The following is a 23,910-nucleotide window of genomic DNA, read 5'->3' on the forward strand; positions in this document are numbered from 1 at the left end:
CACTTTCACGGCGCCCGCAGCATGCTCGGCGCTTTGCCCTGCAAGGGGCGCTCGCTATACTGCGCCACAATTTCGTCCGAGAAGAGCCGCGCTCTGTGAACCGGCCCACGCCTGTCAAACCCGACAATTTCTTCCTGCTGATCTTCCATGCCCTGCGCCAGCGGCGTGTACCGATCGCCTTGCGCATCGCCAGCCACAGCCTGCTGCTCGTAGCCCTGGCGCTGGTGATCTACGCCTGGGTCATGGGCATGCAGTTCAAGCAGGCCATGCAGCAGCAGGCCGACGCCCTGGGCCAGAGCCTGACCGCGCAGACCGCCGCGTCAGCCACCGAGTTGCTGGTGTCCAACGACATCCTCAGCCTCAACGTGCTGCTCAACAACCTCGTGAAGAACCCGCTGGTGGCCCACGCGGCCATCTACAGCGTGGACAACCGCATCCTTGCCGAAGCCGGTTCGCGGCCCAAGCAGGGGCTGCTGGGCGAGGCCGAAGGCCTGTATTCAACGCCCATCACCTTCCAGGAAGTGATCGCCGGCCACCTGCGCCTGAGTCTGGATATGGAGCAATTCCAGCAGCCCATGACCATCAGCCTGCAGAGCATGGGGCTGCTCAGCCTGATCCTGCTGGCCCTTACCCTGTCCCTGAGCCTGCGCCTGGGCCGGCACATCTCCACGCCCCTGCTGCAACTGCGGGTCTGGCTGCGCGACCCGGACGATCCCGCGCCCGGCGCCGGCCGCCAGGACGAAATCGGCGACCTGGCCCGCCAACTCCAGGCGCGCCTGGTACCGGAAAAGCCGGAACCCGAGCCTGAGCTCGAGCCGATCCCGGAGCAGGACTACGCCGAGGCCGACGAGGACTATATCGAGGACGAGCAGGACGATCCGGATCATTTCGAGGTCCGCGACCTGCGCGACGAGAGCTTCGACGGCGAAGAAGAGTCGCCGAGCAAGCTGTTCACGCCAGATGACGAAGACCCCTTCTCCGAACTGCGCGAGGAAATGGCCGAGGCCGAACCGGCCCCCGTTGCCCAGGAAGAACCGCAGAACAGTGCCGTGCTGGCCATCCAACTGGGCGCCCAGGACCAGCTGCGCCGCCTGCCGCGTGCACGCCTGATGGACCTGCTGCAGCGCTACCGCGACTGCCTCGATCAGGCCGCCCGCCTCTACCACGGCCAGCTGCTGACCCTGAACGACGGCAGCAGCCTGATGCTCTTCCACAGCAAGGACAGCGACGAGGACTACCTGACCCACGCGATCTGCTGTGGCGAGCTGATGCGCGCCCTGGGGCACGCCCTGCAGATCGAAGTCGCCGACAGCGGCATCACCCTGCAGCTGCAGCTCGGCCTGACCCTCGGCGAAGACCTCTCCGCCCTCAGCCAGGGCGACCTGCTGCTCAACGACAGCACCCAGAGCGCCCTGGCCCTGAGCCAGCACAGCCGCAACCTGCTGCTGGTGGAGCGCGCCATCGCCGAGGACGATCTGGTTCGTCAGCGTGCGCGCATCCGCGCCATCACCAGCCCGGAAGGCGCCTGCTGCGTCGAACGCCTGCTGGAGCCCTATCCTTCGCTGCTGGAACGCCAACTGTCGCGGATGCATGAAGCTCGCGCACATTGAATGCGAAAATAATGAAAAAGCCCGCAGATGCGGGCTTTTTCATTCCACCGACACTTTCCGTGAGCGAATTCATTCGCGAAGGACAGCGAAGCTGCCACCAGTGACCTCACAGTAGCCCTGCGGGCCGCATCGCGAATGTTTCGCTACAGCCATCGTCGGGCCGCGCTGCGCTTGGCACCACCCGACGAAACAAGGGAATGCCTGGCGAACGAACATGAAAAAGCCCGCATCAAGCGGGCTTCTTCACAATCCAGCGATCAGAAGCGGAAGACTTCCACATCGGTTCGTACTGGCGCCGCCATCGGGATCTTCGGCGGCTGCGGCTCCTTGGCCTTGGCCGGCTGGTTTGCAGCGGCCGGCTTGCGCGGCGCCTCGACGGCAACCGGCTGACCTTCCAGGGGCTTCACGGCAGCAGCCAGCTGTTCGGCCAGTTGCTGCAGCAGCTTGCTCTGGGCCCGCACCTGATCGGCGGCAGTTCCGGCGTGGGGCTCCTCAAGGCGCACCAGGCGGCTGTCACGCAGCTGACCGGCACGATCCAGCAGGCGCCATTGCGCCTCCAGCACGGCCGGGCGCTGGGGGCCGGAGTCGAGGCGACTGATGGTCAGCAGCACCTGTACTTCCGGGGTGAAGCCGGGATTGCCCGGGGCCAGCACCAGGCGTTGGCTATCCAGGCGCCAGGACAGCTGGCGCAGGAGAACCTGGTCGATATCCGCCGCCAGGCTGCCGGCCCAGCGGCCGTCCGGGGCAGCGGTCAGGCTGCCGTCGGCCTGGCGTTGCAGAAGGGTTTCACGCTGAAGGTAGTCGGCCACGGTGACCGGGCCGAGCAGTACTTGCATCCCAGCCTTCTTTGACGGCACCTCCGGGGTGCCCGCATCCAGCTGAAACATGGGAATCGGTGGGCTATGTACACAACCGGCCAGGCCCAGGAGGCTCGCCAGCATCAAAGCCAGGGGAAAACGCACGCTCATCAATCTCACCCACGGCCGCCTCATGGGCAGCCTGCAGTCGAATTCATTCGTCCTTGCCATCATCAGGGAACGGCAAGGGGACATATCATCCGTCAATGTGACGCAGGACTCCATAGCCCCACGTCAATTCGCCGCCGCCAGCATCAGGAGAGCGGTTCCACCTGCAACGCGTCAACTCGCTGGAAGCCGCGTGGCAGCTTGTTCCCACGGCGTCCGCGCTCACCCTTGTAGTGCTCCAGGTCATCCGCCTTGAGCGACAGGGTGCGCTTGCCAGCCTGCAGGACGAGGGTTGCACCGGCCGGTAGAACCGCCAGATCAGTGAGGTACTCCTCACGACTGGCAACGCGATCACCGGGAATACCGATGATCTTGTTGCCCTTGCCCTTGGCCAACTGCGGCAGGTCGGCGACCTTGAACAGCAGCAAGCGGCCCTCGGTGGTCACCGCCGCCAGCCAGTCGTCCTCGACGCTCTGCACCAGGCGCGGCGGCACCACCTTGGCGCCGGTCGGCAGGCTGAGGAGCGTCTTGCCGGCCTTGTTCTTGGCCTGCAGGTCGGCGCCCTTGACCACGAAGCCGTAACCGGCGTCCGAGGCGATGACATAGGTGGCGTCATCCTCGGGGAGCAGCACGCAGTCGAAATTGGCCCCCGGCGGCGGCGTCAGCCGGCCGGTGAGCGGCTCGCCCTGGCCACGAGCCGATGGCAGCGAGTGCGCCGCCAGCGAATAGCTGCGGCCGGTGGAGTCGATGAACACCGCATATTGATTCGAACGGCCCGGCGCCGCCGCCTTGAAGCCGTCGCCGGCCTTGTAGGAGAGGCCAGTAGCGTCGATATCGTGGCCCTTGGCGCAACGCACCCAGCCCTTCTCGGACAGCACCACGGTAACCGGCTCGGTGGGCATCAGCTCGGTTTCCGACAGGGCACGGGCCTCGGCGCGGGCGACGATGGGGGAGCGACGGTCGTCGCCGTAGGTTTCGGCGTCCTTGATCAGCTCCTCGCGCACCAGCTTCTTCAGCTTGGTGTCGCTGCCCAGTAGCGCCTGCAGTTTCTTCTGCTCCTTCAGCAGCTCCTCCTGCTCGCCACGGATCTTCATTTCTTCCAGGCGCGCCAGCTGGCGCAGCCGGGTGTCGAGGATGTAGTCGGCCTGGATCTCGGTGAGATCGAAGCGCTCCATCAGCACCTGCTTGGGCTGGTCCTCGGTACGGATGATGTGGATCACCTCATCCAGGTTGAGGAAGGCGATCAGCAAACCATCCAACAGATGCAGGCGCTTCTCCACCTTGTCCAGGCGGAACTGCAGGCGACGGCGCACGGTGCCGATGCGGTAGGTCAGCCACTCGCTGAGCAGGGTGCGCAGGTCCTTGACCTGGGGCTTGCCGTCCAGGCCGATGACGTTGGTGTTGACCCGGTAGCTGGACTCGAGGTCCGTGGTGGCGAACAGGTGCTGCATCAGTTCGTCGGCGTCCACACGGTTGGAGCGCGGAATGATGACGATGCGGGTGGGGTTCTCGTGGTCCGACTCGTCGCGCAGGTCCGCCACCATCGGCAGCTTCTTGGCCTGCATCTGGCCGGCGATCTGCTCCAGCACCTTGGAGCCGGACACCTGGTGCGGCAACGCGGTGACCACGATGTCACCATCTTCCACGCGGTACACGGCACGCATGCGCACCGAGCCACGGCCGGTTTCGTAGATCTTCACCAGCTCGGCGCGCGGGGTGATCACTTCCGCCTCGGTGGGGAAATCCGGGCCGAGGATATGTTCGCAAAGCTGCTCCACCGTCGCGCTCGGCTCGTCCAGCAGTCGCACGCAGGCGGCGGCCACTTCCCGCAGGTTGTGCGGCGGAACGTCGGTGGCCATGCCCACGGCGATGCCGGTGGTGCCGTTGAGCAACAGGTTCGGCAGGCGCGCCGGCAGGGTTGCCGGCTCGTTCAGGGTGCCGTCGAAGTTCGGCACCCAATCCACGGTGCCCTGGCCCAGTTCGGACAGCAGGACTTCCGAGTAACGCGACAGGCGCGCCTCGGTGTAACGCATGGCGGCGAAGGACTTGGGATCGTCCGGCGCACCCCAGTTGCCCTGGCCGTCCACCAGCGTGTAGCGGTAGCTGAAGGGCTGGGCCATCAGCACCATGGCTTCATAGCAAGCGGAGTCGCCGTGCGGGTGGAACTTGCCGAGCACGTCGCCGACGGTACGCGCCGACTTCTTGTGCTTGGCGTCGGCATCCAGGCCCAGTTCGCTCATGGCATAGACGATACGGCGCTGTACGGGCTTCAGGCCGTCGCCGATGTGCGGCAGGGCACGGTCCATGATCACGTACATGGAATAGTTGAGGTAGGCCTGTTCGGTGAAATCGGCCAGGGAGCGGCGCTCAACGCCTTCCAGGCTCAGATCGAGGGATTCGCTCATGCGTGCCTCACGGAGAAGTGACTTGGCGCAGCACCAGGGTGCCGTCGCGCTGGGTGAATTCGAGTTGTTTCAGGGCGCTCATGCCAAGCAGCACCTCTTCGCCATCCATGCCCGGCACTATGATCGCCGGCACCTGGGTCAGGCGTATGTCACCCAGCCGCAGATCCTGCAGCTGGGTGCGGTGGCCGGTGACGCGGCCGTTGGCAGTACTCAGGGTGACCGAGGCGCCGGGCACCAGGCCAAGGCGCTCGGCGACCCGTGCCGGCACCGCCACCTGGGTGGCGCCGGTGTCGAGCAGAAAGGTCACGGCCTGGCCGTCGATGCGACCATCCAGCAGGTAATGCCCCTGGCGACTGCTGGCCAGGCGCACTTCGACATAGCCGTCGCCGTGCACCGACTCGGGCGCGCGATTGGGATTGTGCTGGCGGTCCTCCCAGACGCCGAAGTAACGCGTGGCCAGGATCAGGCCGATGCCCCAGGTGAGCACCAGCATGACCCTTCCCGCGCGCTTGCCAGGCGACTGCGTGGTCATTTCGCGCCCCAGCCGCCTTCCGGCGCGGTGAAGCGCCAGACGATGGGCCGCCGCTCGCCATCGGCGCGAGCCTTGCCGCCGTTGTCGAGGCCTACCCAGGCCCCTTCGGCGTCCACCCACAAGGCCTCGGCCACGCCGAAAGGCACGCCGTAGCGACGGGTATCGGCCAGGGCTTCCTCGGCGAAGGACCAGCAGCGCTCCACTTCGCCGCTGCTCGGCTTGCGCCGGCAGATCTGGTGCGCCAAACGCTCCAGGGTGAAGAGTTTTTCCTCGAAGAAGGCGACATCGGAGAAGTCGCGCGGCATCTGCTGCTCGCTGCCGATGGGGGCCGGCGGCGGTTCGGTGCCGGCTTCGCTGAAGATCACGCAACCGCCGGTGCAGCGCCAGATGGATTGCTGCTTGTGCACCACCATCAGGCCCCGGCGCTCACGCTCGGCGGCAAGCCACAGGCGTTCGCCCTTGGGGTCGACGGCGATGCCCTCGAGCAGGGCGTTGAAATGCAGTAGCATGCCGCTGGCGCGGGCCTGGCGGATCAGGTTGTCCGGCAGCAGCAGCCAGTTGGGGTCACCGGCCACCGGCAGCTGCAGCACCGCCGCATTGGCCTCGCTGACCAGATAGCGATTTCCGGCCTCATCACAGCTGATGCCTTCGAAATCCTGGTCGTTTCCCCGCAACATGCTGATGGCCCAGGAGCGCGCACGGACACCCCAGGGCAGGCTGCTCGGCGGTGGCGGCGGCGCATGGAACACCTCGGCCTCCGCCTGGAGCACGCCTCCGATGGGCTTGAGCCGGTACAGCTGGTTATCCACCCGGTCGGACACCGCCAGCAGGTCCTCCCCACAGCGGGCCAGCCCGGAGAGGTTGCCCTGATGCATCCCGTCCACCGGGTACTCCGCGGCCAGACGCAACTGCTCGGGGTCGTCGGCGGCCCAGAGCGGCGCACAGAACAGGGCAGCGAGGAGAATGAGCGCTCCCCTCACACCATGACCTCGGCCAGGTTGCCCTTGGACTCCAGCCAGGACTTGCGGTCGCCGGCGCGCTTCTTCGCCAGCAGCATGTCCATGATTTCCACCGTGCCGTCGGCTTCTTCCAGCGTCAGCTGGACCAGACGGCGGGTGTTCGGATCCATCGTGGTTTCGCGCAGCTGTGGCGGGTTCATCTCGCCCAGCCCCTTGAATCGGGTGACCTGGGGCTTGCCACGCTTCTTCTCGGCCACCAGGCGGTCGAGGATGCCATCGCGCTCGGCTTCGTCCAGGGCGTAGAAAATTTCCTTGCCCAGGTCGATGCGATACAGCGGCGGCATGGCGACGTAAACGTGCCCGGCTTCCACCAGGGAGCGGAAGTGGCGGACGAACAGCGCGCACAGCAGGGTCGCGATGTGCAGGCCGTCGGAGTCGGCGTCGGCCAGGATGCAGATCTTGCCGTAGCGCAGCTGGGAAATGTCCGCAGCACCCGGGTCGACGCCGATGGCGACGGCGATGTCATGCACTTCCTGGGAGGCCAGCACTTCGCCGCCGTCCACTTCCCAGGTGTTCAGGATCTTGCCGCGAAGCGGCATGATCGCCTGGAACTCCTTGTCTCGCGCCTGCTTGGCGGAACCGCCAGCGGAGTCGCCCTCCACCAGGAACAGTTCCGAGCGCATCGGGTCCTGGCCCGCGCAATCGGCCAGCTTGCCGGGCAGCGCCGGGCCCTGGGTAATGCGCTTGCGCTCGACCTTCTTGCTCGCTTTCAGACGACGACCGGCGTTGCTGATGGCCAGTTCGGCCAGCTGCATGCCCAGGTCCGGGTGAGCGTTGAGCCAGAGGCTGAAGGCGTCCTTGACCACGCCGGAAACGAATGCCGCCGCCTCGCGGGAGGACAGGCGCTCCTTGGTCTGACCGGAGAACTGCGGTTCCTGCAGTTTCATCGAGAGGACGAAGGCGATGCGCTCCCAGACGTCTTCCGGTGCCAGCTTGACGCCGCGCGGCAGCAGATTGCGGAACTCGCAGAACTCGCGCATGGCATCCAGCAGGCCCTGGCGAAGGCCGTTGACATGGGTGCCGCCCTGGGCGGTCGGGATCAGGTTGACGTAGCTTTCCTGGACGCTGTCGCCACCCTCTGGCAGCCAGAGCAGCGCCCAGTCCACTGCTTCCTTGTTGCCGGCGAGGCTGCCGCAGAAGGGCTCGCTCGGCAGGCGCTCGAACTCGCTGACGGCATCCACCAGGTAGGAACGCAGGCCGTCCTCGAAGTGCCACTCGACGCGCTCGCCGCTGGCCTTGTCCTCGAAGGTGACGGACAGCCCCGGGCAGAGCACGGCCTTGGCCTTGAGCACGTGCTTGAGGCGGCTGACGGAGAACTTGTGGGAGTCGAAATACTTGGCGTCCGGCCAGAAATGCACGCTGGTGCCGGTGTTGCGCTTGCCGACGCCGCCGATGACTTCAAGTTCGCTGGCCTTGAAGCCGTCGGCGAAGGTCATCATGTATTCGCTGCCCTCGCGCTTGACCCGCACTTCGACGCGGGTGGAGAGGGCGTTCACCACCGAGATGCCCACCCCGTGGAGGCCGCCGGAGAACTGGTAGTTCTTGTTGGAGAACTTGCCGCCGGCATGCAGCTTGGTGAGGATCAGCTCGACACCGGGCACCCCTTCCTCGGGGTGGATATCCACCGGCATGCCGCGACCGTCGTCGATGACCTGCAGCGAATTGTCCTCATGGAGGATCACCTGCACGCTGCGTGCGTGGCCTGCCAGGGCCTCGTCCACGCTGTTGTCGATGACTTCCTGGGCCAGGTGGTTGGGTCGGGAGGTGTCGGTGTACATGCCCGGGCGCTTGCGCACCGGGTCGAGGCCGGAGAGGACTTCGATGGCATCCGCGTTGTAAGTAGCCATGGATTCCCTTTCAGTCAGAGGTCGGAAAAGTCGATGTCACGCCACAGCTGCGCGGAAAAGCCGGCAAAGGCCAGCAAGGCGGGCAGATGGGCGGGGAAGTTCTGGAAACCGTGGTCGCCGCCGGCCTCGATGCGCAGGGCGCAAGCGCGGTAGTAGCGCTCCGCCTGGCGGTAGTCGAGGGTCTCGTCGGCCGTCTGCAACCACACCTGGTAGCGGGCCGGGTCCCGTGGTGGCGGCACTTCCAGTTCGGCCAGCGCCATCACATGCTCCGCCGTCAGCTCCCAGGTTTCGTCGCTGTAGTAGTTCTTCTGTGGGCCGAGCCGGCCATCGAACAACCGGTGCGGGGCTACCGCGGGGTTGATCAGCACGGCCGAAAGACCGTGGCGCTCGGCCAGGTGGGTCGCATAGTAGCCGCCCAGGGAGCTGCCGACCAGCACCGGGCGCCCCAGCTCGAAGATGGCGTCCTCAAGCTGGCCGATGGCCAGGCGCGGATGATGGTGCAGGGCGGGAACCCGCAGGCGCTCGGCCAGCCCCAGGCGCTGCATGAGCGCGCCGAGCTGGCGCGCCTTGAGTGACGACGGCGAGCTGTTGAAACCGTGGATATAGAGAAGACTGGGTTGCGAGCTGGACACGCGGCTTCCTGGCAGTTCAAGGGAAAGTTGTACTTCTTGCCGTGCCACGGCGCGAAGGTCAATAACCCTTGACGCTGTAATCCACTTCGAAGGCGATTCCGGTTACCCGCGAAACCCCGGTTTCAATGGCGCCGTCGCGCCCCAGGCGCAACCAGCGATAACCCGGTGCTTCGTTGCCCACGCAAAAATCCTCGCTGCCCGGCGCGAACTGCACGCAGGTGGACGGCGATGCCAGCAGACGGACGCCGTTGCGGAGCTGATCGAACTCCTGGTGGACGTGGCCCCATAGCAGGGCCCGCACCTGTGGATAACGGTCCAGCACGGCGAACAGGCTTTCGGGATTGCGTATGCCGATCGGGTCCATCCAGGCGCAGCCGATGGAAACGGGATGGTGATGGAAGCTGACCAGAACATGGCGCTCGCCGGCGCCTTCCAGGGCTTGCTCCAGCAGCGCAAGTTGCTCGGCGGGGAAATGGCCGGGGACGGCGCCGGCGATGGTGGAATCCAACAGCACCACCCGCCAGTGAGGGAAATCGACTATGGGTTCCAGGGCCGATGTGCCGGCGCAGACATCGCGCATCACCGGGACTTCGTCATGGTTGCCGGGGAACCAGCGGGCGGGCGCGGGGATGTTCGCCACCAACTCGCGGAAAGTTTCGTAGGACTCGACCGAACCGTCCTGGGAAAGGTCGCCGGTAGCCAGCACCAGATCGATGCCCGACTGCTCCTGCAACACCTGGTCGATCACCCGGCGCAGGCTGTCACGGGTTTCCATGCCCAATAGCTTGCCGTCCGCCTCGGCGAACAGATGGCTGTCGGACAACTGCACCAGCAGCACCGACTCGTCAGCAGCGGGGAGGACTGGATTGGGCAAGGCCTTCTCCTTGGGCAAGGTGTTCCGATTATGGTTGCTGCGCGCGCAACGGGTAAACCCGCGAAGCGGGAATGGTTCACAGTTAAGGGTTGCTGATCGCGCCGGGCCGACCAGTCGCAGGTCGTTGAAAGCGGAACTAGAGGACGACCGGCTCCAGCTCGTGGCCACAAGCCAGGCAATGGCTCAACCACTCGCCGAGGAAGAGGTTGAGCTGGCTTTTCTCGTCGGGCTGGTGCATGTCGGCATTCGGATAGGAATACACACTGCGGAAGCGCCGTGCATTCTCGGCACCGACCACCTCTGCCATGCGCGCGTCATGGTAGACGCGCACTTCCAGCTGTGGCGACGGCAGCCAGGGCAGGCTGTGCTCCTGGCGCACCTGCAGCGTGGTGGTATAGGGGCAGGCTTCGACCACTTCCAGGGCCAGCACGCCGAGCAGGCGCTCGCCCTGGCTCAGCGCGACACGCCGGGAGCCGCGTACCTCGCGCATCTGCGGAAGCAGACGCATCAGGCGCGCGTAGTTCGCCTCGCAGGCTGCTTGCAGCCCTACAAGGTCGACCCGGTAGCGATCGCGCAACAGATTCACGTCCACAACCCCCTGACTTCGGTACGGTTCAGCGCCAGCCACTGCAGGGCCAGCATGGTCGCGGCATTGTCCAGCCGCCCTTCACGCATGAGGGCCAGGGCGTCTTCCAGCGGCAACAGGTGCACGCGGATGTCTTCGCCCTCCTCCGCCAGCCCGTGTACGCCTCCTGCACCGCTGCTGTCGCAACGCCCGAGGTACAGATGCACACGCTCGTTGGAGCCCCCTGGTGAAGGATAGTAGGTGGTGATCGGCCACAGCGAAGTCAACTGCAGATCGGCCTCTTCGACGGCTTCCCGACGGGCGACATCCTCCGGTTCCTCGTCCTTGTCGATCAGCCCGGCCACCAGCTCCAGCAGCCAGGGGCTCTCGCTCTTGCCGTAGGCGCCCACGCGGAATTGCTCGATCAGTACCACCGCATCCCGCTGGGGATCATAGGGAAGCACGCAGACAGCATCATGACGGACGAAGAGTTCCCGATGGATGACCGGCCCCATGTCGCCGGAAAACAGCCGATGACGCAGGCTCAGACGGTCCAGGCGGTAGAAACCCTGGAAACAGGTTTCTCGCTCGACGATTTCGACGGCGTCCGGGCCCGGCTTGAAGGTTTCGGTCATGGGAGGGTCTCACTGTTGCGGAAGGCTTCGATCCGCGCATCCTACCCCTTGGTTGCGAGGGGCGCAGCCTCTTTGCAGATGGGTCGCGGGCTGGGAAGATGCGCGACGAAAGACTGCCCGCGGAGCGCGAACTCATGGCCCGGGTGGCAGTCGAAGCCTGCACTTTTTCCGGAATCCGTCCCCGAAGATGAAGCCGATGCACCTTGCCAGACTCCTCGCCGCCACCTGCCTCGGCACCCTCCTCAGCGCATGCCAGATGCTGCCCGGCGGCAGCGGCAGGCTGGAGCCGCAGCGCCATGCCTGGGAACACCTGAAACCCGGTTGCCAGGGCGAAACCTGCCCGCTGGTGAACATCGACACCATCAGCTTCGCCGACGAACCGCAACTCAACGCGCTGATCAACGAGCGCCTGCTACGCATGACCCAGGACGCCCCCGGCTCGCCGCTGCCGGCATCGCTCGAGTCCTACGAGAAGGATTTCCTCGCCAGCGCCGAACCGGGCTGGAGCAGCTACCTGCAAGCGAAGGTGCTGGAGCAGCACGACAACCTGGTGCTGGTGGAACTGTCCAGCTACCTCTTCACCGGTGGTGCCCATGGCATGCCGGGGCGCGGTTTCATCAACTACGACCGCAAGCTGGAGAAGCCGCTGAGCCTTGGCGACATGCTGCTTCCCGGCCAGGAAGAGGCCTTCTGGAAAGTCGCCGAGCAGGCCCACCTTCGCTGGCTGGCGACCAACAAGCTCGACCAGGACCCCGACTTCATCAAGACCTGGCCGTTCGAGCGCACCGCCAACGTGGGCCTGGGCTACGGCGCCATGCTGCTGAAGTACGACGTGTACAGCATCGCGCCTTACTCCAGCGGGCATCCGGAAATCCGCATCCCCTACCCGCAACTCAACGGAATACTGAAGCCCCAGTATTTCCCCGGACGCGGCTGAAGCATCCCAGCAGGAGCTGCAATACGCCGGCCGCCAACAGCGCCGGCAGGGTCGCCCCCAGTTCCGGCCAGTGATTGGCCAGGAGGTGGTAGATCGCCACGCCGCAGCCCCAGGCCACCAGCGTGTCCCAGCGCAACGCCACGCGCGGCGCGAGTTCCGCGCGGCGGCGACGCAGGATGAAGTGATCCACCAGCACCACGCCGAACAGCGGCGCGAAGACCGAACCGATCAGGAGCAGGAAGTTCTGGTACTCGGCCAGCGGCGCGAACCAGGCGATCAGGGTGCAAAGTGCGCCGATGGCCAACGCCAGATGCTCCACCTTCAACGGCAGCAGGATGCCGCTGGAGACCGCCGCCGAGTGGATGTCGGCGAAAGCCTTTTCCGACTCGTCCAGCAGGATCAGCAGCAGCGGGATACCCATGCCGGCACCGGCCAGGGCCAGCAGCAGGGCATTGGCGTCGCTCCCCTCGGCAAAAGCCAGGGTATAGGCCACGCCGAGGCCCATCAGCCACAGGCAGCCGATGAAGAAGCCCAGTGCGGAACCGACGAACACGCCGCCGCCACGACGGCCGAAGCGCGAGTAGTCGGCGATCAGCGGCAGCCAGGACAGCGGCATGGCGATGGCGATGTCGAAGCCCAGGGCGAACGACATGGAGCCATCGCCGGCACGCGCCATCAGCGCAGGGAAGTCGGCGCGGTTCAGCAGGTCCCAGGTCAGCCAGACGCAGGCGCCCAGCAGCAGCCAGATCCCCCAGCGGCGCAGGATGCGGCGCACGAAGGCGAGCGGGCCGGCCACCGCCAGCAGGGTGGCCAGGGCGCCGAACGCCAGGGTCCAGAGCACCGGCGAGGCCCACAGGCTGTCGTCGCCCAGGGCTCGGGCGACCAGCAGGCTGGCGGCGTCACGCATCACGATGATTTCGAAGGCGCCCCAGCCCACCAGTTGCAGCAGGTTGAGGAGCGCCGGCACGGTCGCACCGGCCGAGCCGAGACTGAGCTTGAGCGAAGCCATGGCGGCAAGGCCGGTATCGCTGCCGATCATCGCCGCCGAACCCAGCAGCAGCACGCCGACGCCGGTACCGAGCAGGATGGCCAGCAGCGCATCGCTGGTGCCGAGGCCCGGCGCCAGCAACGCACCGGTCTGCAGCACCATCAGGCCGAGGCCGAGGGAAAACCAGAGGGAAAACAGGTCGCGCGTGCCGAGTACGCGCTGGTCGAAGGCGACCGGGATGGACGGCGAATAGCTGGTCGGGGTGTTCACGATGGCAGATGCCCTGGAAGGACTGTAGTTATGGTTTGGCCACAAACCGCAAAGCCGGGCACGAGGCCCGGCTTGCGGTGTGGTGTGACAGGGCCAGGCCTGTCCGGGGTCAAGCGGCGGGTCGTCAGACCTGCTTGTAGATCATCGAACCTTCTTCCTTGAAACGCCCGGACTGCTCGGCGAAGCCGGCCTCGATGGCCTTCTGCTCGTCAGTCAGGCCGTTCTCCTTGGCGTAATCGCGCACTTCCTGGGTGATCTTCATGGAGCAGAACTTCGGCCCGCACATGGAGCAGAAGTGCGCCACCTTGGCCGACTCCTTCGGCAGGGTCTCGTCATGGAAGGCACGCGCGGTGTCCGGGTCCAGGCCGAGGTTGAACTGGTCTTCCCAGCGAAACTCGAAGCGCGCCTTGGACAGCGCGTTGTCGCGGATCTGCGCGCCCGGATGGCCCTTGGCCAGGTCGGCGGCGTGGGCGGCGATCTTGTAGGTGATGATGCCGGTCTTCACGTCATCCTTGTTCGGCAGGCCCAGATGTTCCTTTGGGGTCACGTAGCAGAGCATGGCGCAACCGAACCAGCCGATCATCGCGGCGCCGATGCCGGAGGTGATGTGGTCGTAGCCGGGCGCGATGTCGGTGGTCAGCGGGCCGAGGGTGTAGAAAGGCGCCTCGTCGCAGCATTCCAGCTGCTTGTCCATGTTTTCCTTGATCAGGTGCATCGGCACGTGGCCGGGGCCTTCGATCATGGTCTGCACATCGTGCTTCCAGGCGATCTTGGTCAGCTCGCCGAGGGTTTCCAGCTCACCGAACTGCGCGGCATCGTTGGCGTCGGCGATGGAGCCCGGACGCAGGCCATCGCCCAGCGAGAAGCTGACGTCGTAGGCCTTCATGATTTCGCAGATTTCCTCGAAGTGGGTGTAGAGGAAATTCTCCTTGTGGTGGGCCAGGCACCACTTGGCCATGATCGAGCCACCGCGGGAGACGATGCCGGTCACGCGCTTGGCGGTCAGCGGCACGTAGCGCAGCAGAACGCCGGAGTGGATGGTGAAGTAGTCCACGCCCTGCTCGGCCTGCTCGATCAGGGTGTCGCGGAACAGTTCCCAGGTCAGGTCTTCGGCGATGCCGCCGACCTTTTCCAGGGCCTGGTAGACCGGCACGGTGCCGATCGGTACCGGCGAGTTGCGGATGATCCACTCGCGGGTTTCATGGATGTGCTTGCCGGTGGACAGGTCCATCACCGTGTCCGAGCCCCAGCGGATGCCCCAGGTGAGCTTGGCGACTTCTTCTTCGATGGAAGAGCCCAGCGCCGAGTTGCCGATGTTGCCGTTGATCTTCACCAGGAAGTTGCGGCCGATGATCATCGGCTCCAGTTCCACGTGGTTGATGTTGGCCGGGATGATGGCGCGGCCGCGGGCCACTTCCTGGCGCACGAATTCGGGGGTGATTTCCTTCGGAATGGCGGCACCGAAACTTTGGCCGGCGTGCTGTTCCTTGAGCAGGCCGGCTTCGCGCGCTTCGGCCAGCTTCATGTTCTCGCGGATGGCGACGAATTCCATCTCGGGCGTGATGATGCCCTTCTTCGCGTAGTGCATCTGCGTGACGTTCTGGCCGGACTTGGCGCGGCGCGGGTTGCGCACGTGGGCGAAGCGCATGGCGGCCAGTTCGGCATCGGCCAGGCGGCGCTGACCGAACTCGGAGGTCAGGCCCGGCAGGCGCTCGGTGTCGTTGCGGTCGTCGATCCAGGGCGAGCGCACATCGGCCAGGCCCTTGCGCACGTCGATGCTGACGCTCGGGTCGGTGTAGGGACCGGAGGTGTCATAGACAGTGACCGGGGCATTGATCTCGCCGCCGAAGGCGGTGGGGGTCACATCTAGGCTGATTTCGCGCATGGGCACGCGGATGTCCGGGCGGGAGCCCTGCACATAGACTTTCTGCGAACGGGGGAAAGGCTGGACGGATTGCTGGTCGACCTGGGCGCTTTCGCTCAGGTTTCGTTGTTGTTTTGCAGTCATCGGCTGGCTCCTGGGGATGATGTCGGAGCGAACCTGAGGGCAGAGTGCACCGGGACCGGCGCCGAGAGGAACCTCCCTGAATGCGGGCTGGGGAGGCACATCTTGTTCCCTACGCAGGCCTTAACCTGATCAGGTTCAACGGGATCCGGAACTATCCGATCTCAGCCTCCGATTCGAGGCACCCCGACAAGAACCCGGGCAGTCTAAACAAGCTCGACGGAGAAAACCAACCCGGTGGTCAGAATATCGTGACCAGCACGTCGGGAAGTGACGCAGCACCGGCGATAAAAATCGATTGTTGCACGCAGGAAACATAGCTTGCCGCAAACTACACTCAGGCCGCCGATGGGGCGTCTTGACCCGCCCCCAGCGGCCCCGTAGCCTTGCCCGACACCTCAGAATCCAGGATTGATCATGCTGCGCAGACTCTCGCTGGCCATCGCCGTGGCATCCGCCTTTGCCGGAACCGCCTGGGCCGAAGATGCCCCCCTGTCAGCCAAGACGGACCTCGTGACCGTCTACAAGGACGCTGTCGACAACAACGCCGACCTCGCCGCCGCCCGCGCCAACTATGAAGCGCAGCGCGAGGCCGTACCCCAGGCGCGTTCCGGCCTGCTGCCGCAAATCAACGGCGGCGCCACGTCCAACGACACCCGGACCAAGCTGGACGCCCCCTCCAACACCTTTTCGCGCAGCGGCATCGCCTACCAGGCGACCCTGAGCCAGCCGATCTTCCGTGCCGACCGCTGGTTCCAGCTGAAGGCCGCCGAGTCCAGCACCGAGCAGGCTGCCCTGGACTTCTCCGCAACCCAGCAGAACCTGATCCTGCAGACCGCCGAGACCTACTTCGCCGTGCTGCGCGCCCAGGACAACCTGGCCTCGACCAAGGCCGAGGAAGCGGCGTTCAAACGCCAGCTCGACCAGGCCAATGAACGCTTCGATGTGGGACTCTCGGACAAGACCGACGTACTGGAAGCCCAGGCCGGGTATGACACCGCACGCGCCAACCGGATCATCGCCGAGCGCAACGTGGAAGACGCCTTCCAGGCCCTGGTGACCCTGACCAACCGCGAGTACGCCTCGATCGAGGGCATCCTCCACACCCTGCCGGTCGTGGTGCCCGCCCCCAACGACGCCAAGGCCTGGGTCGACACCGCCGCCCAGCAGAACCTGAACCTGCAGGCTGCCAACTACGCCGTCGATGCCGCCGAAGAGACCCTGCGTCAGCGCAAGGCCGGCCACGCACCGACCCTCGATGCGGTAGCCAGCTACCAGAAGGGCGACAACGACAGCCTCGGCTTCAGCAATAACGGTTCCACCCTGCCCGGCCAGGATCCGTTCAGTGGCGACGTGGAGCAGCGCAGCATCGGCCTGCAGCTGAACATCCCGATCTACAGCGGCGGCCTGATCAGCTCCCAGGTCCGCGAGTCCTACCAGCGCCTGAACCAGACCGAGCAACAGCGCGAGAGCCTGCGCCGCACCGTGGTGCAGAACACCCGCAATTTCCACCGTGCGGTGAACACCGACGTGGAGCAGGTGAAGGCGCGCCGGCAGTCGATCATCTCCAACCAGAGCGCCCTGGAAGCCACCGAAATCGGCTACCAGGTCGGTACCCGCAACATCGTCGACGTGCTCGATGCCCAGCGCCAGCTGTACAGTTCGGTGCGCGACTACAACAACGCGCGCTACGACTACATCCTCGACAACCTGCGCCTCAAGCAGGCCGCCGGGACCCTGAGTCCGGGCGACCTGGAAGCCCTGGCCAGCTTCCTCAAGCCCGACTACGACCCGGACAAGGACTTCCTCCCGCCGGATCTGGCCAAGGCGGCAGAAGCCAACCTGCGCGGCGACCCGGAATACTGAGTCCCACTGCAATGAAAAAGCCCGGCGTCACTGCCGGGCTTTTTCATTGGGCCAGGATAGGTTGGCGGGGGCGAATTTCCGCGATGGCCGCGAAGCGGTCCCTGGCCACGCAGGCCGTGGGCCGTGGGCCTGCCTCGCGAATGAATTCGCTCCTACTTTGCCGCCCAGGCGTTGAAGCGCTGCTCGAGGTCTTCGCCGTGGTCAGTCCAGAACTCCACATCCATCGGCAGCGCCTGGGCCATGTTCTGCGGCGCGCTGGGCAGCCATCCGGTCAGCGCCGGGTCGAGGCGCTCGAAGGTCTGCTGGTTGACCGGCCCGTAGGGAATTCGTTTGACGTAGTCGGCCTGGTTGTCGGCCTGGTTGATGAAGGCGATCAGTTGGTGGGCGCGGTCGACGTGTTTCGAGCCCTTGATGATCGCCCAGTAGTCCATGCCATACAGGCTATCCGGCCACACCACGGCGAACTTGTTGCCTTCCTGGTGGGCCGCGGCGATGCGCCCGCTGTAGACCGAAGTCATGGTCACGTCGCCGGCCGCCAGCCATTGCACGGGCTGGGCGCCCGCCTCCCACCACTGGATATGGGGCTTGAGCTGATCCAGCTTGGCAAAGGCCCGCTCCACGCCTGCCGGCGTAGCCAGCACCTTGTAGACATCCTCGCGCTTGACACCATCGGCCAGCAGCGCGAACTCCAGGTTGTACACCGCCCGCTTGCGCAGCCCGCGCTTGCCGGGGAAGCGTTGCACATCCCAGAAGTCCGCCCAGGACTTCGGCGCTTCCGCCAGCTTGCCGGCGTCATAGGCCAGCGCCACGCTCCAGACCATGGTGGCCGACCCGCATTCCTGGGCCGCATCGGCGATCAACTGGTCGACACCGCCTATGCGCTGCCAGTCCAGGCGCTCGAACAGGCCTTCCTCGCAGCCACGCACCAGGTCCGGCGCCTCGATCTCCACCAGGTCCCAGTCGACGCTGCCGGTATCGGCCATCACCTTGATCCGGGCCATCTCGCCGTTGTATTCGCCCTCCGCCAGCGGCGCTCCGCTGGCCTTGGCGAAGGGTTTGAAAAAGGCGTCGCTCAGGGCCTTTTGCCCTGCTCCGCCGTAGCCCACCACCACCATGCTGTCAGCCGCCTGGACGCTTCCCAGGCTACAAGCGAGCGCCAAGCCGGCGAGCAGACGGCCCGCGTGGCTGGAAGCAGGAACGGAACAAGGATGAGGGCGCTTGCTCAGGTGAGGGACGAAAGACTGCCGCATGGTGCTTCTCCTCTTTGTTGTTGTGATGAAGCCTGCCCGGCTCGGGCTGACAGGAAGCTAAGCCCGGGTAAAGTAAAAAAACAAGTTGATTTTTTACTTAAGGTAAACTTCCATGGGCTCACAAAAACAAGCGGGACCTCAGGTCCTCAGGAGCCTCCCATGTCCAGCGCCACCTTCCCGCACCTTTTCGAGCCCCTGGAAATCCGCGGCAAACGCCTGAAGAACCGGATCATGTCCAGCGGCCACGACACCTCGATGCCCGCCGACAACCTGGTCAACGAGCAGCTCATCGCCTATCACAGCGCCCGCGCCAGGGGTGGGGTCGGCCTGATCGTGCTGCAGGTGGCCGGGGTGCACGACAGCGCGCGCTACACCTCCCATGTGCTGATGGCCACCGACGATGCCTGCATCGAGGGCTACCGCCGCCTGGCCGACGCCTGCCATGCCGAAGGCACGGTGGTGCTCTCCCAGGTGTTCCACCCGGGCCGTGAAATCATGGAATCCAGCGATGGTCTGCTGACGGTGGCCTGGTCCGCCTCGGCCTCGCCCAACGAGCGTTTCCGCGTGATGCCGCGTGCCCTGGATCAGGGGATGATCGACGAGATCGTCGCCGGCTACGGTGCCGCCGCCAGGCGCCTGTGCGCAGCCGGACTGGACGGCGTGGAAATCGTCGCCAGCCACGGCTACCTGCCCGCGCAGTTCCTCAACCCTCGCGTGAATCGCCGTGAAGACGGTTACAACGGCGACCTCGACGCCCGCCTGCGCTTCATCCGCGAAGTGATCCAGGCCGTCCGCGCCAACTGCCCGGACGACTTCATCGTCGGGATGCGCATCTCCGCCGACGAACGCGACCCGGAAGGCCTGACCGAAGACGAATCCCTCGCGGCCGCCCTCGCCCTGCAAGGGCAACTCGACTACCTGCACCTGGTGGCCGGCACCTCGGCCTCGGTCGGCGGCGCCATCCATATCGTCCCGCCCATGGCCATCGAAGCCGCTTACCTCGCCCCCACCGCCGGGAGTTTCAAGGCGCGACTGGACATCCCGCTGTTCGTCACCGGGCGGATCAACCAGCCCCAGGAAGCCGAAGCCATCCTCGCCCGGGGCCAGGCGGATGTCTGCGGCATGACCCGCGCCCTGATCTGCGACCCGCAGATGCCGAACAAGGCCGCCACCGGCCGCAGCGACGACGTGCGTGCCTGCATCGCCTGCAACCAGGCGTGCATCGGCCACTTCCATCGCGGCTATCCCATTTCCTGCATCCAGCACCCGGAAACCGGTCGCGAACTGATCTATGCGCAATCCAACCCGGCAACCGAGCGCAAGCACGTGATGGTGGTGGGCGGTGGCCCCGCCGGCATGAAGGCCGCGGCTGTGGCGGCCCGGCGTGGCCATGAAGTGACCCTCTATGAGGCCGGCAACCAGCTCGGCGGCCAGGTCCTGCTGGCACAGCTGCTGCCTCGCCGCGCGGAGTTCGGCGGCGCGGCCACCAACCTTCAGCGCGAAATGGAGCTGGCCGGCGTGCAGGTGGTCCGCAATGTCCGTGTCGACCGCGCCCTGGTGGAGCGCGAGCGCCCCGATCTGGTCATCCTCGCCACCGGCGCCAGGCCCTACTGGCCACCATTCGAGCGCGGCGGCGAGCTGCAGGTGGTGGATGCCTGGCAGGTGCTGCGTGACGAGGTGCAACCGGGCCGTTCGGTGCTGGTCACCGACTGGCGCGGCGACTGGATCGCCCCCGGCATCGCCGAGCGCCTGGCGCGCAATGGCCACCAGGTGCGCCTCGCGGTGAACGGCACCCACTGCGGGGAAAGCCTGCCCCTCTATGTGCGCGACCAGATGGCCGGTGAGCTGCACAAGCTGGGCATCCCGATCACGCCTTACGCACGTCTCTACGGTTGCGATGACAGCACGGTGTACATGATGCATTCCGCCTGTGGCGAACCGATGCTGTTCGAAGACGTGGACACCCTGGTGCTCTGCCAGGGCCACCAGCCGGTGGACGACCTGGGCAGCACGCTGCAAGGCCTGGTGGAGTTCCGCCGCATCGGCGACTGCCTGGCACCGCGCTCGGTGGAGGAAGCCATTTACGAGGGACTGAAGGTCGCCTGGGATATCTGAGTGTCACCGGTGATCGCGGCTGCCCTACAATGCCGCGATCCCGCGTCCCCATGGAGGGAACCATGAGCCCCAGCCTGCCATCGCCGAACGCCAACGCCGAGAGCCAGTTCCTCGGAACGCGCATCCGCGCGCTACGCAAACGCCGGGGCCTGACCCTCACCGAACTGGCCGAGCAGAGCAAGCTCACCGCCGGCTACATCAGCCAGCTGGAACGCAACCTGGCCTATCCTTCCATCCCCGCGCTGTTCAACATCGCCCGCAGCCTGGGCGTGACCATCCAGTGGTTCTTCGCCAGCGAAGCGCCCACCAGCGAAGCCGACCGTGGCTACGTCGTACGCCGTAACGCCCGCACCAGCCTGCACTACGAGGACGGTATCACCGACGAACTGCTCAGCCCGCAGCCGCTGCGCCAGCTGGAGATGCTCCACTCGCGCTTCCCGCCGGGTACCTACAGTGAAGAAAGCTACAGCCACGAAGGCGAGGAAGCCGGCTACGTGCTGAGTGGCGAATTCGAACTCTGGGTCGGCAACCGCCATTTCCTCCTGCAGGAGGGCGACAGCTTCAGCTTCTCCAGCCAGGAGCCGCACCGCTACGGCAACCCCGGAGAGAAGGATGCGCTGATCCTCTGGGTGATCACCCCGCCGACGTTCTAGCTATCCGGCATCCTTGCGTGGGAGCGAATTCATTGGCGAATGAATTCCCTCCCACAGGGTGTTTCTCACAGCAACCGCGCAATCCCGCCCAGCAACCGCTCCAGCGCCCCCTGATTGGCCTTGAGCACGCCCAGGCCCGCATCACTCATGGCCGCCGCGCGATCCGGCGCAGCCCAGAGCCCGCCAACCTGCGCGGCCAACTCTCCGGCGTCTGCCACCTCGGTCAGCGCTCCGGCCTCCCGCAACTGCGCGGCGATCTCGAGGAAGTTGAACAGGTGCGGGCCGCTGAGCACAGGCTTGCCCAGGGCCGCCGGCTCCAGCAGGTTATGGCCACCATTGGGGACCAGGCTGCCCCCCACGAAGGCGATGTCCGCCAACGCGTAGAGGAACAGCAGCTCGCCCATGGTGTCACCCACCAGCACCGCGTCGGATGCCGCCACCGGGGCACCGGTCGAGCGGCGCACGGTCGCCAATCCTTCACGGCGACACAGCTCGAACACCGGACCGAAGCGCTCAGGATGGCGCGGCACCAGGATCAGCAGGGCATCGGGCCGCTGCGCCAGCAGGCTCTTGTGGGCGGCGAGCATGATTTCGTCCTCGCCGGCATGGGTACTGGCGGCAATCCACACTGGCCGCGCCCCGGCAGCCCATTGGCCGCGCAGTTCGGCGGCACGTTGCAGAAGCGCCGGGTCGATGCGCAGGTCGTACTTGATCGAGCCGGTCACGCCCACGCACTCCGGGCGCGCACCCAGGGCACGGAAGCGTTCTGCTTCCGCCGCGGTCTGCACCGCGATCCAGCTCAGCTCGGCCAGCATGGGCGCGGTGAGCTTGCCGAAACGCGCATACCCCCGCGCGGACCGCTCGGACAGGCGGGCATTGGCCAGCACTACCGGAATGCCACGACGGGCGCACTGGTGGATGTGATTGGGCCAGAGTTCGGTTTCCATGATCACGGCCAGCTTCGGTCGCACCCGGTCAAGGAAGCGCGAGGCCGCCCAGGGCAGGTCATAGGGCAGGTAGCAGTGCTGCACCCGGTCGCCGAACAGGGCACGGATGCGCTCCGAGCCGGTCGGTGTCATGCAGGTGATAGTGATAGGCAGGTCGGGATGGCGTTCCAGCAGGGCGCGGACCATGGGGGCTGCGGCGATGCTCTCGCCCACAGACACGGCATGGACCCAGATACCGTCAGGCTTGACTGATGGCAGGCCAAAGGCAAAACGCTCGCCGATGCGCCGCGCATAGGCCGGCGCACGCCAGGCGCGCCAGGCCAGGCGCAGGGCCACCAGCGGCAGGCCGAGATGGAACAGCAGGGTATAGAGGGTGCGATTCATGGGCGCGGAGCTTAGCGTGACTCGCCGTCGATCGCACTAACCCATGGCTTGCAGGTGCTCCGCCAGGCTATCGGCCAGCCAGAGCGCCGCCGGCCCCAGCGCCTCGTCGCGGCGACAGACCAGCTCCACCACCAGCGAAGGCGGCGTCCAGTCGCTGCGCAGTTCCACCAGCTGTCCCTGATAGGCCGGGTACTGCGCCACATGGCGCGGCAGCCAGGCCCAGCCCAGGCCACGCATCAGCAACTCCGCCATCACGTAAAAGCTGTCCGCGCGCCAGACCTGCGGGCCGAGCTGCTCGCCGCCGGGATAGCGGCTGTCCTGGGGCGACATGAGGATCTGCCGGTGACGCGCCAGTTCGCGGCGATCGGCACACCCCATGGCGGCCAGGGAATGATTGGCGCCGCAGACCGTGACCATCTCGATGGTGCCCAGCCGCTGGCGCTCCAGGGCGTCGGGCATCTGCTCATGGTGGAACAGCAGCCCAAGGTCGGCGCGACCCTCCAGCAGCTTGCGCGCCACCTCGCCCTGGGCACTGGTGGTCAGTTGCACCTCCAGCAGCGGAAAAGCCTTGCCCAGCGCCTCCAGGCTGGCCAGCACGGGCTGATAAGGCATGGCTTCATCCTGGGCCAGGCGCAGGCGCGCCTCTTCACCTTTGGCCAGCCCCAGGGCCTTGCCGTCCAGGCGCTGGCACTGCCGCAGGACTTCCCGGGCTTCCTCCAGCAAGGCCACGCCCGCCGCCGTCAGGCGCGGCTGGCGACCGCTGCTGCGGTCGAACAGCTGCACCCCGAGGTCCTCTTCGAGCAGGGCAATGCCACTGCTCACCGCCGACTGTGCGCGCCGCAGACTGCGCGCGACCGCCGAGAAGGACTGACCTTCCGCGACCGCAACGAACAGGCGGATCTGTTCCAGGTTCCATTGCATGGCAGACAACCTATCTCAAAACCAGATGGGAAATGACTTTATCCCATCAGCAGAGAACTTAGAATTCGCGCCATTGCACAGGAGGACCGACCATGACCGGCTACATCTATCTCGCCATCGCCATTGCCGCTGAAGTCGTCGCCACCACCTCGATGAAGGCCATCGACGGCTTCAACAAGCCCCTGCCACTGATCCTGGTGATCGGCGGCTACGCCATCGCCTTCTGGATGCTGACCCTGGTGGTGCGCAGTATCCCCGTGGGTATCGCCTACGCCATCTGGGCCGGGCTCGGCATCGTGCTGGTGAGCGTCGCCGCGCTGGTGCTCTATCAGCAGAAGCTGGATGCCCCCGCCGTGCTCGGCATGGGGATGATCGTCTCGGGGGTGGTGGTCATCCAGCTGTTCTCCAGCAGCACGGGCCACTGAATCGGCTCTTCCCGCTGCTTCACGAACAGGGGCGCTATACTGCGCCCCTGTTTTTTTCGAGGCGC

At 65.9% G+C, this 23,910-nt stretch carries 20 protein-coding genes and 1 riboswitch; of the genes, 6 read left to right on the forward strand and 14 right to left on the reverse strand.

Annotated elements, in window-relative coordinates; genetic code table 11:
* Positions 1 to 95 precede the first annotated feature (95 nt).
* Positions 96 to 1,610, forward strand: coding sequence for an AhpA/YtjB family protein (locus FXN65_RS25465; protein WP_151137635.1), 1,515 nt, complete (start codon positions 96 to 98; stop codon positions 1,608 to 1,610).
* Between the two features lie 257 nt (positions 1,611 to 1,867).
* Here FXN65_RS25465 and FXN65_RS25470 read toward each other — a convergent pair whose 3' ends face one another.
* The 9 genes from FXN65_RS25470 to FXN65_RS25510 all read right to left on the reverse strand — a co-directional run bounded on the left by FXN65_RS25470 (position 1,868) and on the right by FXN65_RS25510 (position 11,084).
* Positions 1,868 to 2,581, reverse strand: coding sequence for a PqiC family protein (locus FXN65_RS25470; RefSeq protein WP_151138963.1), 714 nt, complete (start codon positions 2,579 to 2,581; stop codon positions 1,868 to 1,870).
* A gap of 140 nt (positions 2,582 to 2,721) precedes the next feature.
* Positions 2,722 to 4,980, reverse strand: a complete 2,259-nt coding sequence (parC, locus tag FXN65_RS25475) for a DNA topoisomerase IV subunit A (RefSeq protein WP_151137637.1) — start codon at positions 4,978 to 4,980, stop codon at positions 2,722 to 2,724.
* 7 nt (positions 4,981 to 4,987) lie between these two features.
* Complete coding sequence (locus FXN65_RS25480; protein ID WP_151137639.1) at positions 4,988 to 5,512, reverse strand: retropepsin-like aspartic protease family protein; 525 nt, start codon at positions 5,510 to 5,512, stop codon at positions 4,988 to 4,990.
* Complete coding sequence (locus tag FXN65_RS25485) at positions 5,509 to 6,492, reverse strand: esterase-like activity of phytase family protein (protein WP_226282876.1); 984 nt, start codon at positions 6,490 to 6,492, stop codon at positions 5,509 to 5,511. Before FXN65_RS25485 ends, FXN65_RS25480 begins: the two co-directional genes overlap by 4 nt.
* On the reverse strand, positions 6,489 to 8,378 hold the full coding sequence (parE, locus tag FXN65_RS25490) for a DNA topoisomerase IV subunit B (RefSeq protein ID WP_151137640.1): 1,890 nt from the start codon (positions 8,376 to 8,378) through the stop codon (positions 6,489 to 6,491). Before parE ends, FXN65_RS25485 begins: the two co-directional genes overlap by 4 nt.
* A 14-nt stretch (positions 8,379 to 8,392) precedes the next feature.
* Complete coding sequence (locus FXN65_RS25495) at positions 8,393 to 9,010, reverse strand: YqiA/YcfP family alpha/beta fold hydrolase (protein WP_151137643.1); 618 nt, start codon at positions 9,008 to 9,010, stop codon at positions 8,393 to 8,395.
* A gap of 58 nt (positions 9,011 to 9,068) precedes the next feature.
* Entirely contained in the window at positions 9,069 to 9,884 is an 816-nt protein-coding gene (cpdA, locus tag FXN65_RS25500; protein WP_151137645.1) for a 3',5'-cyclic-AMP phosphodiesterase, read from the reverse strand.
* Between the two features lie 136 nt (positions 9,885 to 10,020).
* Entirely contained in the window at positions 10,021 to 10,476 is a 456-nt protein-coding gene (locus FXN65_RS25505; RefSeq protein ID WP_120654217.1) for a DUF1249 domain-containing protein, read from the reverse strand.
* Entirely contained in the window at positions 10,467 to 11,084 is a 618-nt protein-coding gene (locus tag FXN65_RS25510; RefSeq protein WP_151137649.1) for an NUDIX domain-containing protein, read from the reverse strand. The genes FXN65_RS25505 and FXN65_RS25510 overlap by 10 nt, the downstream gene beginning before the upstream one ends.
* A gap of 196 nt (positions 11,085 to 11,280) precedes the next feature.
* On the opposite strand from FXN65_RS25510, the gene FXN65_RS25515 reads away from it, so the two are divergent.
* Entirely contained in the window at positions 11,281 to 12,021 is a 741-nt protein-coding gene (locus FXN65_RS25515) for a DUF3298 and DUF4163 domain-containing protein (protein ID WP_151137651.1), read from the forward strand.
* Here the strand turns inward: FXN65_RS25515 and cytX are convergent.
* Both cytX and thiC read right to left on the reverse strand, forming a co-directional pair.
* The gene (gene cytX, locus FXN65_RS25520) at positions 11,978 to 13,279 is read right to left on the reverse strand and encodes a putative hydroxymethylpyrimidine transporter CytX (RefSeq protein WP_394351260.1); all 1,302 of its coding nucleotides are present in this window, start codon (positions 13,277 to 13,279) and stop codon (positions 11,978 to 11,980) included. The two genes, FXN65_RS25515 and cytX, sit on opposite strands and share 44 nt — an antisense overlap.
* A gap of 124 nt (positions 13,280 to 13,403) precedes the next feature.
* Positions 13,404 to 15,287: a phosphomethylpyrimidine synthase ThiC gene (thiC, locus tag FXN65_RS25525; protein WP_151137653.1), complete on the reverse strand. Its 1,884-nt coding sequence runs from the start codon at positions 15,285 to 15,287 to the stop codon at positions 13,404 to 13,406.
* 89 nt (positions 15,288 to 15,376) lie between these two features.
* Positions 15,377 to 15,483: riboswitch (TPP riboswitch) on the reverse strand.
* Between the two features lie 218 nt (positions 15,484 to 15,701).
* Between thiC and FXN65_RS25530 the strand changes: the two genes are divergently transcribed.
* Positions 15,702 to 17,150 (forward strand): TolC family outer membrane protein, encoded by a 1,449-nt coding sequence (locus FXN65_RS25530; RefSeq protein ID WP_151137656.1) that lies wholly within the window; start codon positions 15,702 to 15,704, stop codon positions 17,148 to 17,150.
* Between the two features lie 152 nt (positions 17,151 to 17,302).
* Here the strand turns inward: FXN65_RS25530 and FXN65_RS25535 are convergent, their stop codons facing one another.
* Positions 17,303 to 18,400, reverse strand: a complete 1,098-nt coding sequence (locus FXN65_RS25535; RefSeq protein WP_244620697.1) for an ABC transporter substrate-binding protein — start codon at positions 18,398 to 18,400, stop codon at positions 17,303 to 17,305.
* A 159-nt stretch (positions 18,401 to 18,559) separates the two neighbouring features.
* Here FXN65_RS25535 and FXN65_RS25540 point away from each other — a divergent pair, with 159 nt between their 5' ends.
* Positions 18,560 to 20,515: an oxidoreductase gene (locus FXN65_RS25540; RefSeq protein ID WP_151137658.1), complete on the forward strand. Its 1,956-nt coding sequence runs from the start codon at positions 18,560 to 18,562 to the stop codon at positions 20,513 to 20,515.
* Between the two features lie 29 nt (positions 20,516 to 20,544).
* Positions 20,545 to 21,168 (forward strand): cupin domain-containing protein, encoded by a 624-nt coding sequence (locus tag FXN65_RS25545; RefSeq protein WP_394351261.1) that lies wholly within the window; start codon positions 20,545 to 20,547, stop codon positions 21,166 to 21,168.
* A gap of 65 nt (positions 21,169 to 21,233) precedes the next feature.
* On the opposite strand, the gene waaA is transcribed toward FXN65_RS25545, so the two are convergent.
* Both waaA and FXN65_RS25555 read right to left on the reverse strand, forming a co-directional pair.
* Complete coding sequence (waaA, locus tag FXN65_RS25550; RefSeq protein WP_151137663.1) at positions 21,234 to 22,499, reverse strand: lipid IV(A) 3-deoxy-D-manno-octulosonic acid transferase; 1,266 nt, start codon at positions 22,497 to 22,499, stop codon at positions 21,234 to 21,236.
* Between the two features lie 36 nt (positions 22,500 to 22,535).
* Positions 22,536 to 23,420: a LysR family transcriptional regulator gene (locus FXN65_RS25555; RefSeq protein ID WP_151137665.1), complete on the reverse strand. Its 885-nt coding sequence runs from the start codon at positions 23,418 to 23,420 to the stop codon at positions 22,536 to 22,538.
* A 92-nt stretch (positions 23,421 to 23,512) separates the two neighbouring features.
* Between FXN65_RS25555 and FXN65_RS25560 the strand changes: the two genes are divergently transcribed.
* Positions 23,513 to 23,845, forward strand: coding sequence for a DMT family transporter (locus tag FXN65_RS25560; protein WP_151137667.1), 333 nt, complete (start codon positions 23,513 to 23,515; stop codon positions 23,843 to 23,845).
* Positions 23,846 to 23,910: the final 65 nt, after the last annotated feature.

Source organism: Pseudomonas lalkuanensis (assembly GCF_008807375.1).
Taxonomy (GTDB): Bacteria; Pseudomonadota; Gammaproteobacteria; order Pseudomonadales; family Pseudomonadaceae; genus Metapseudomonas; species Metapseudomonas lalkuanensis.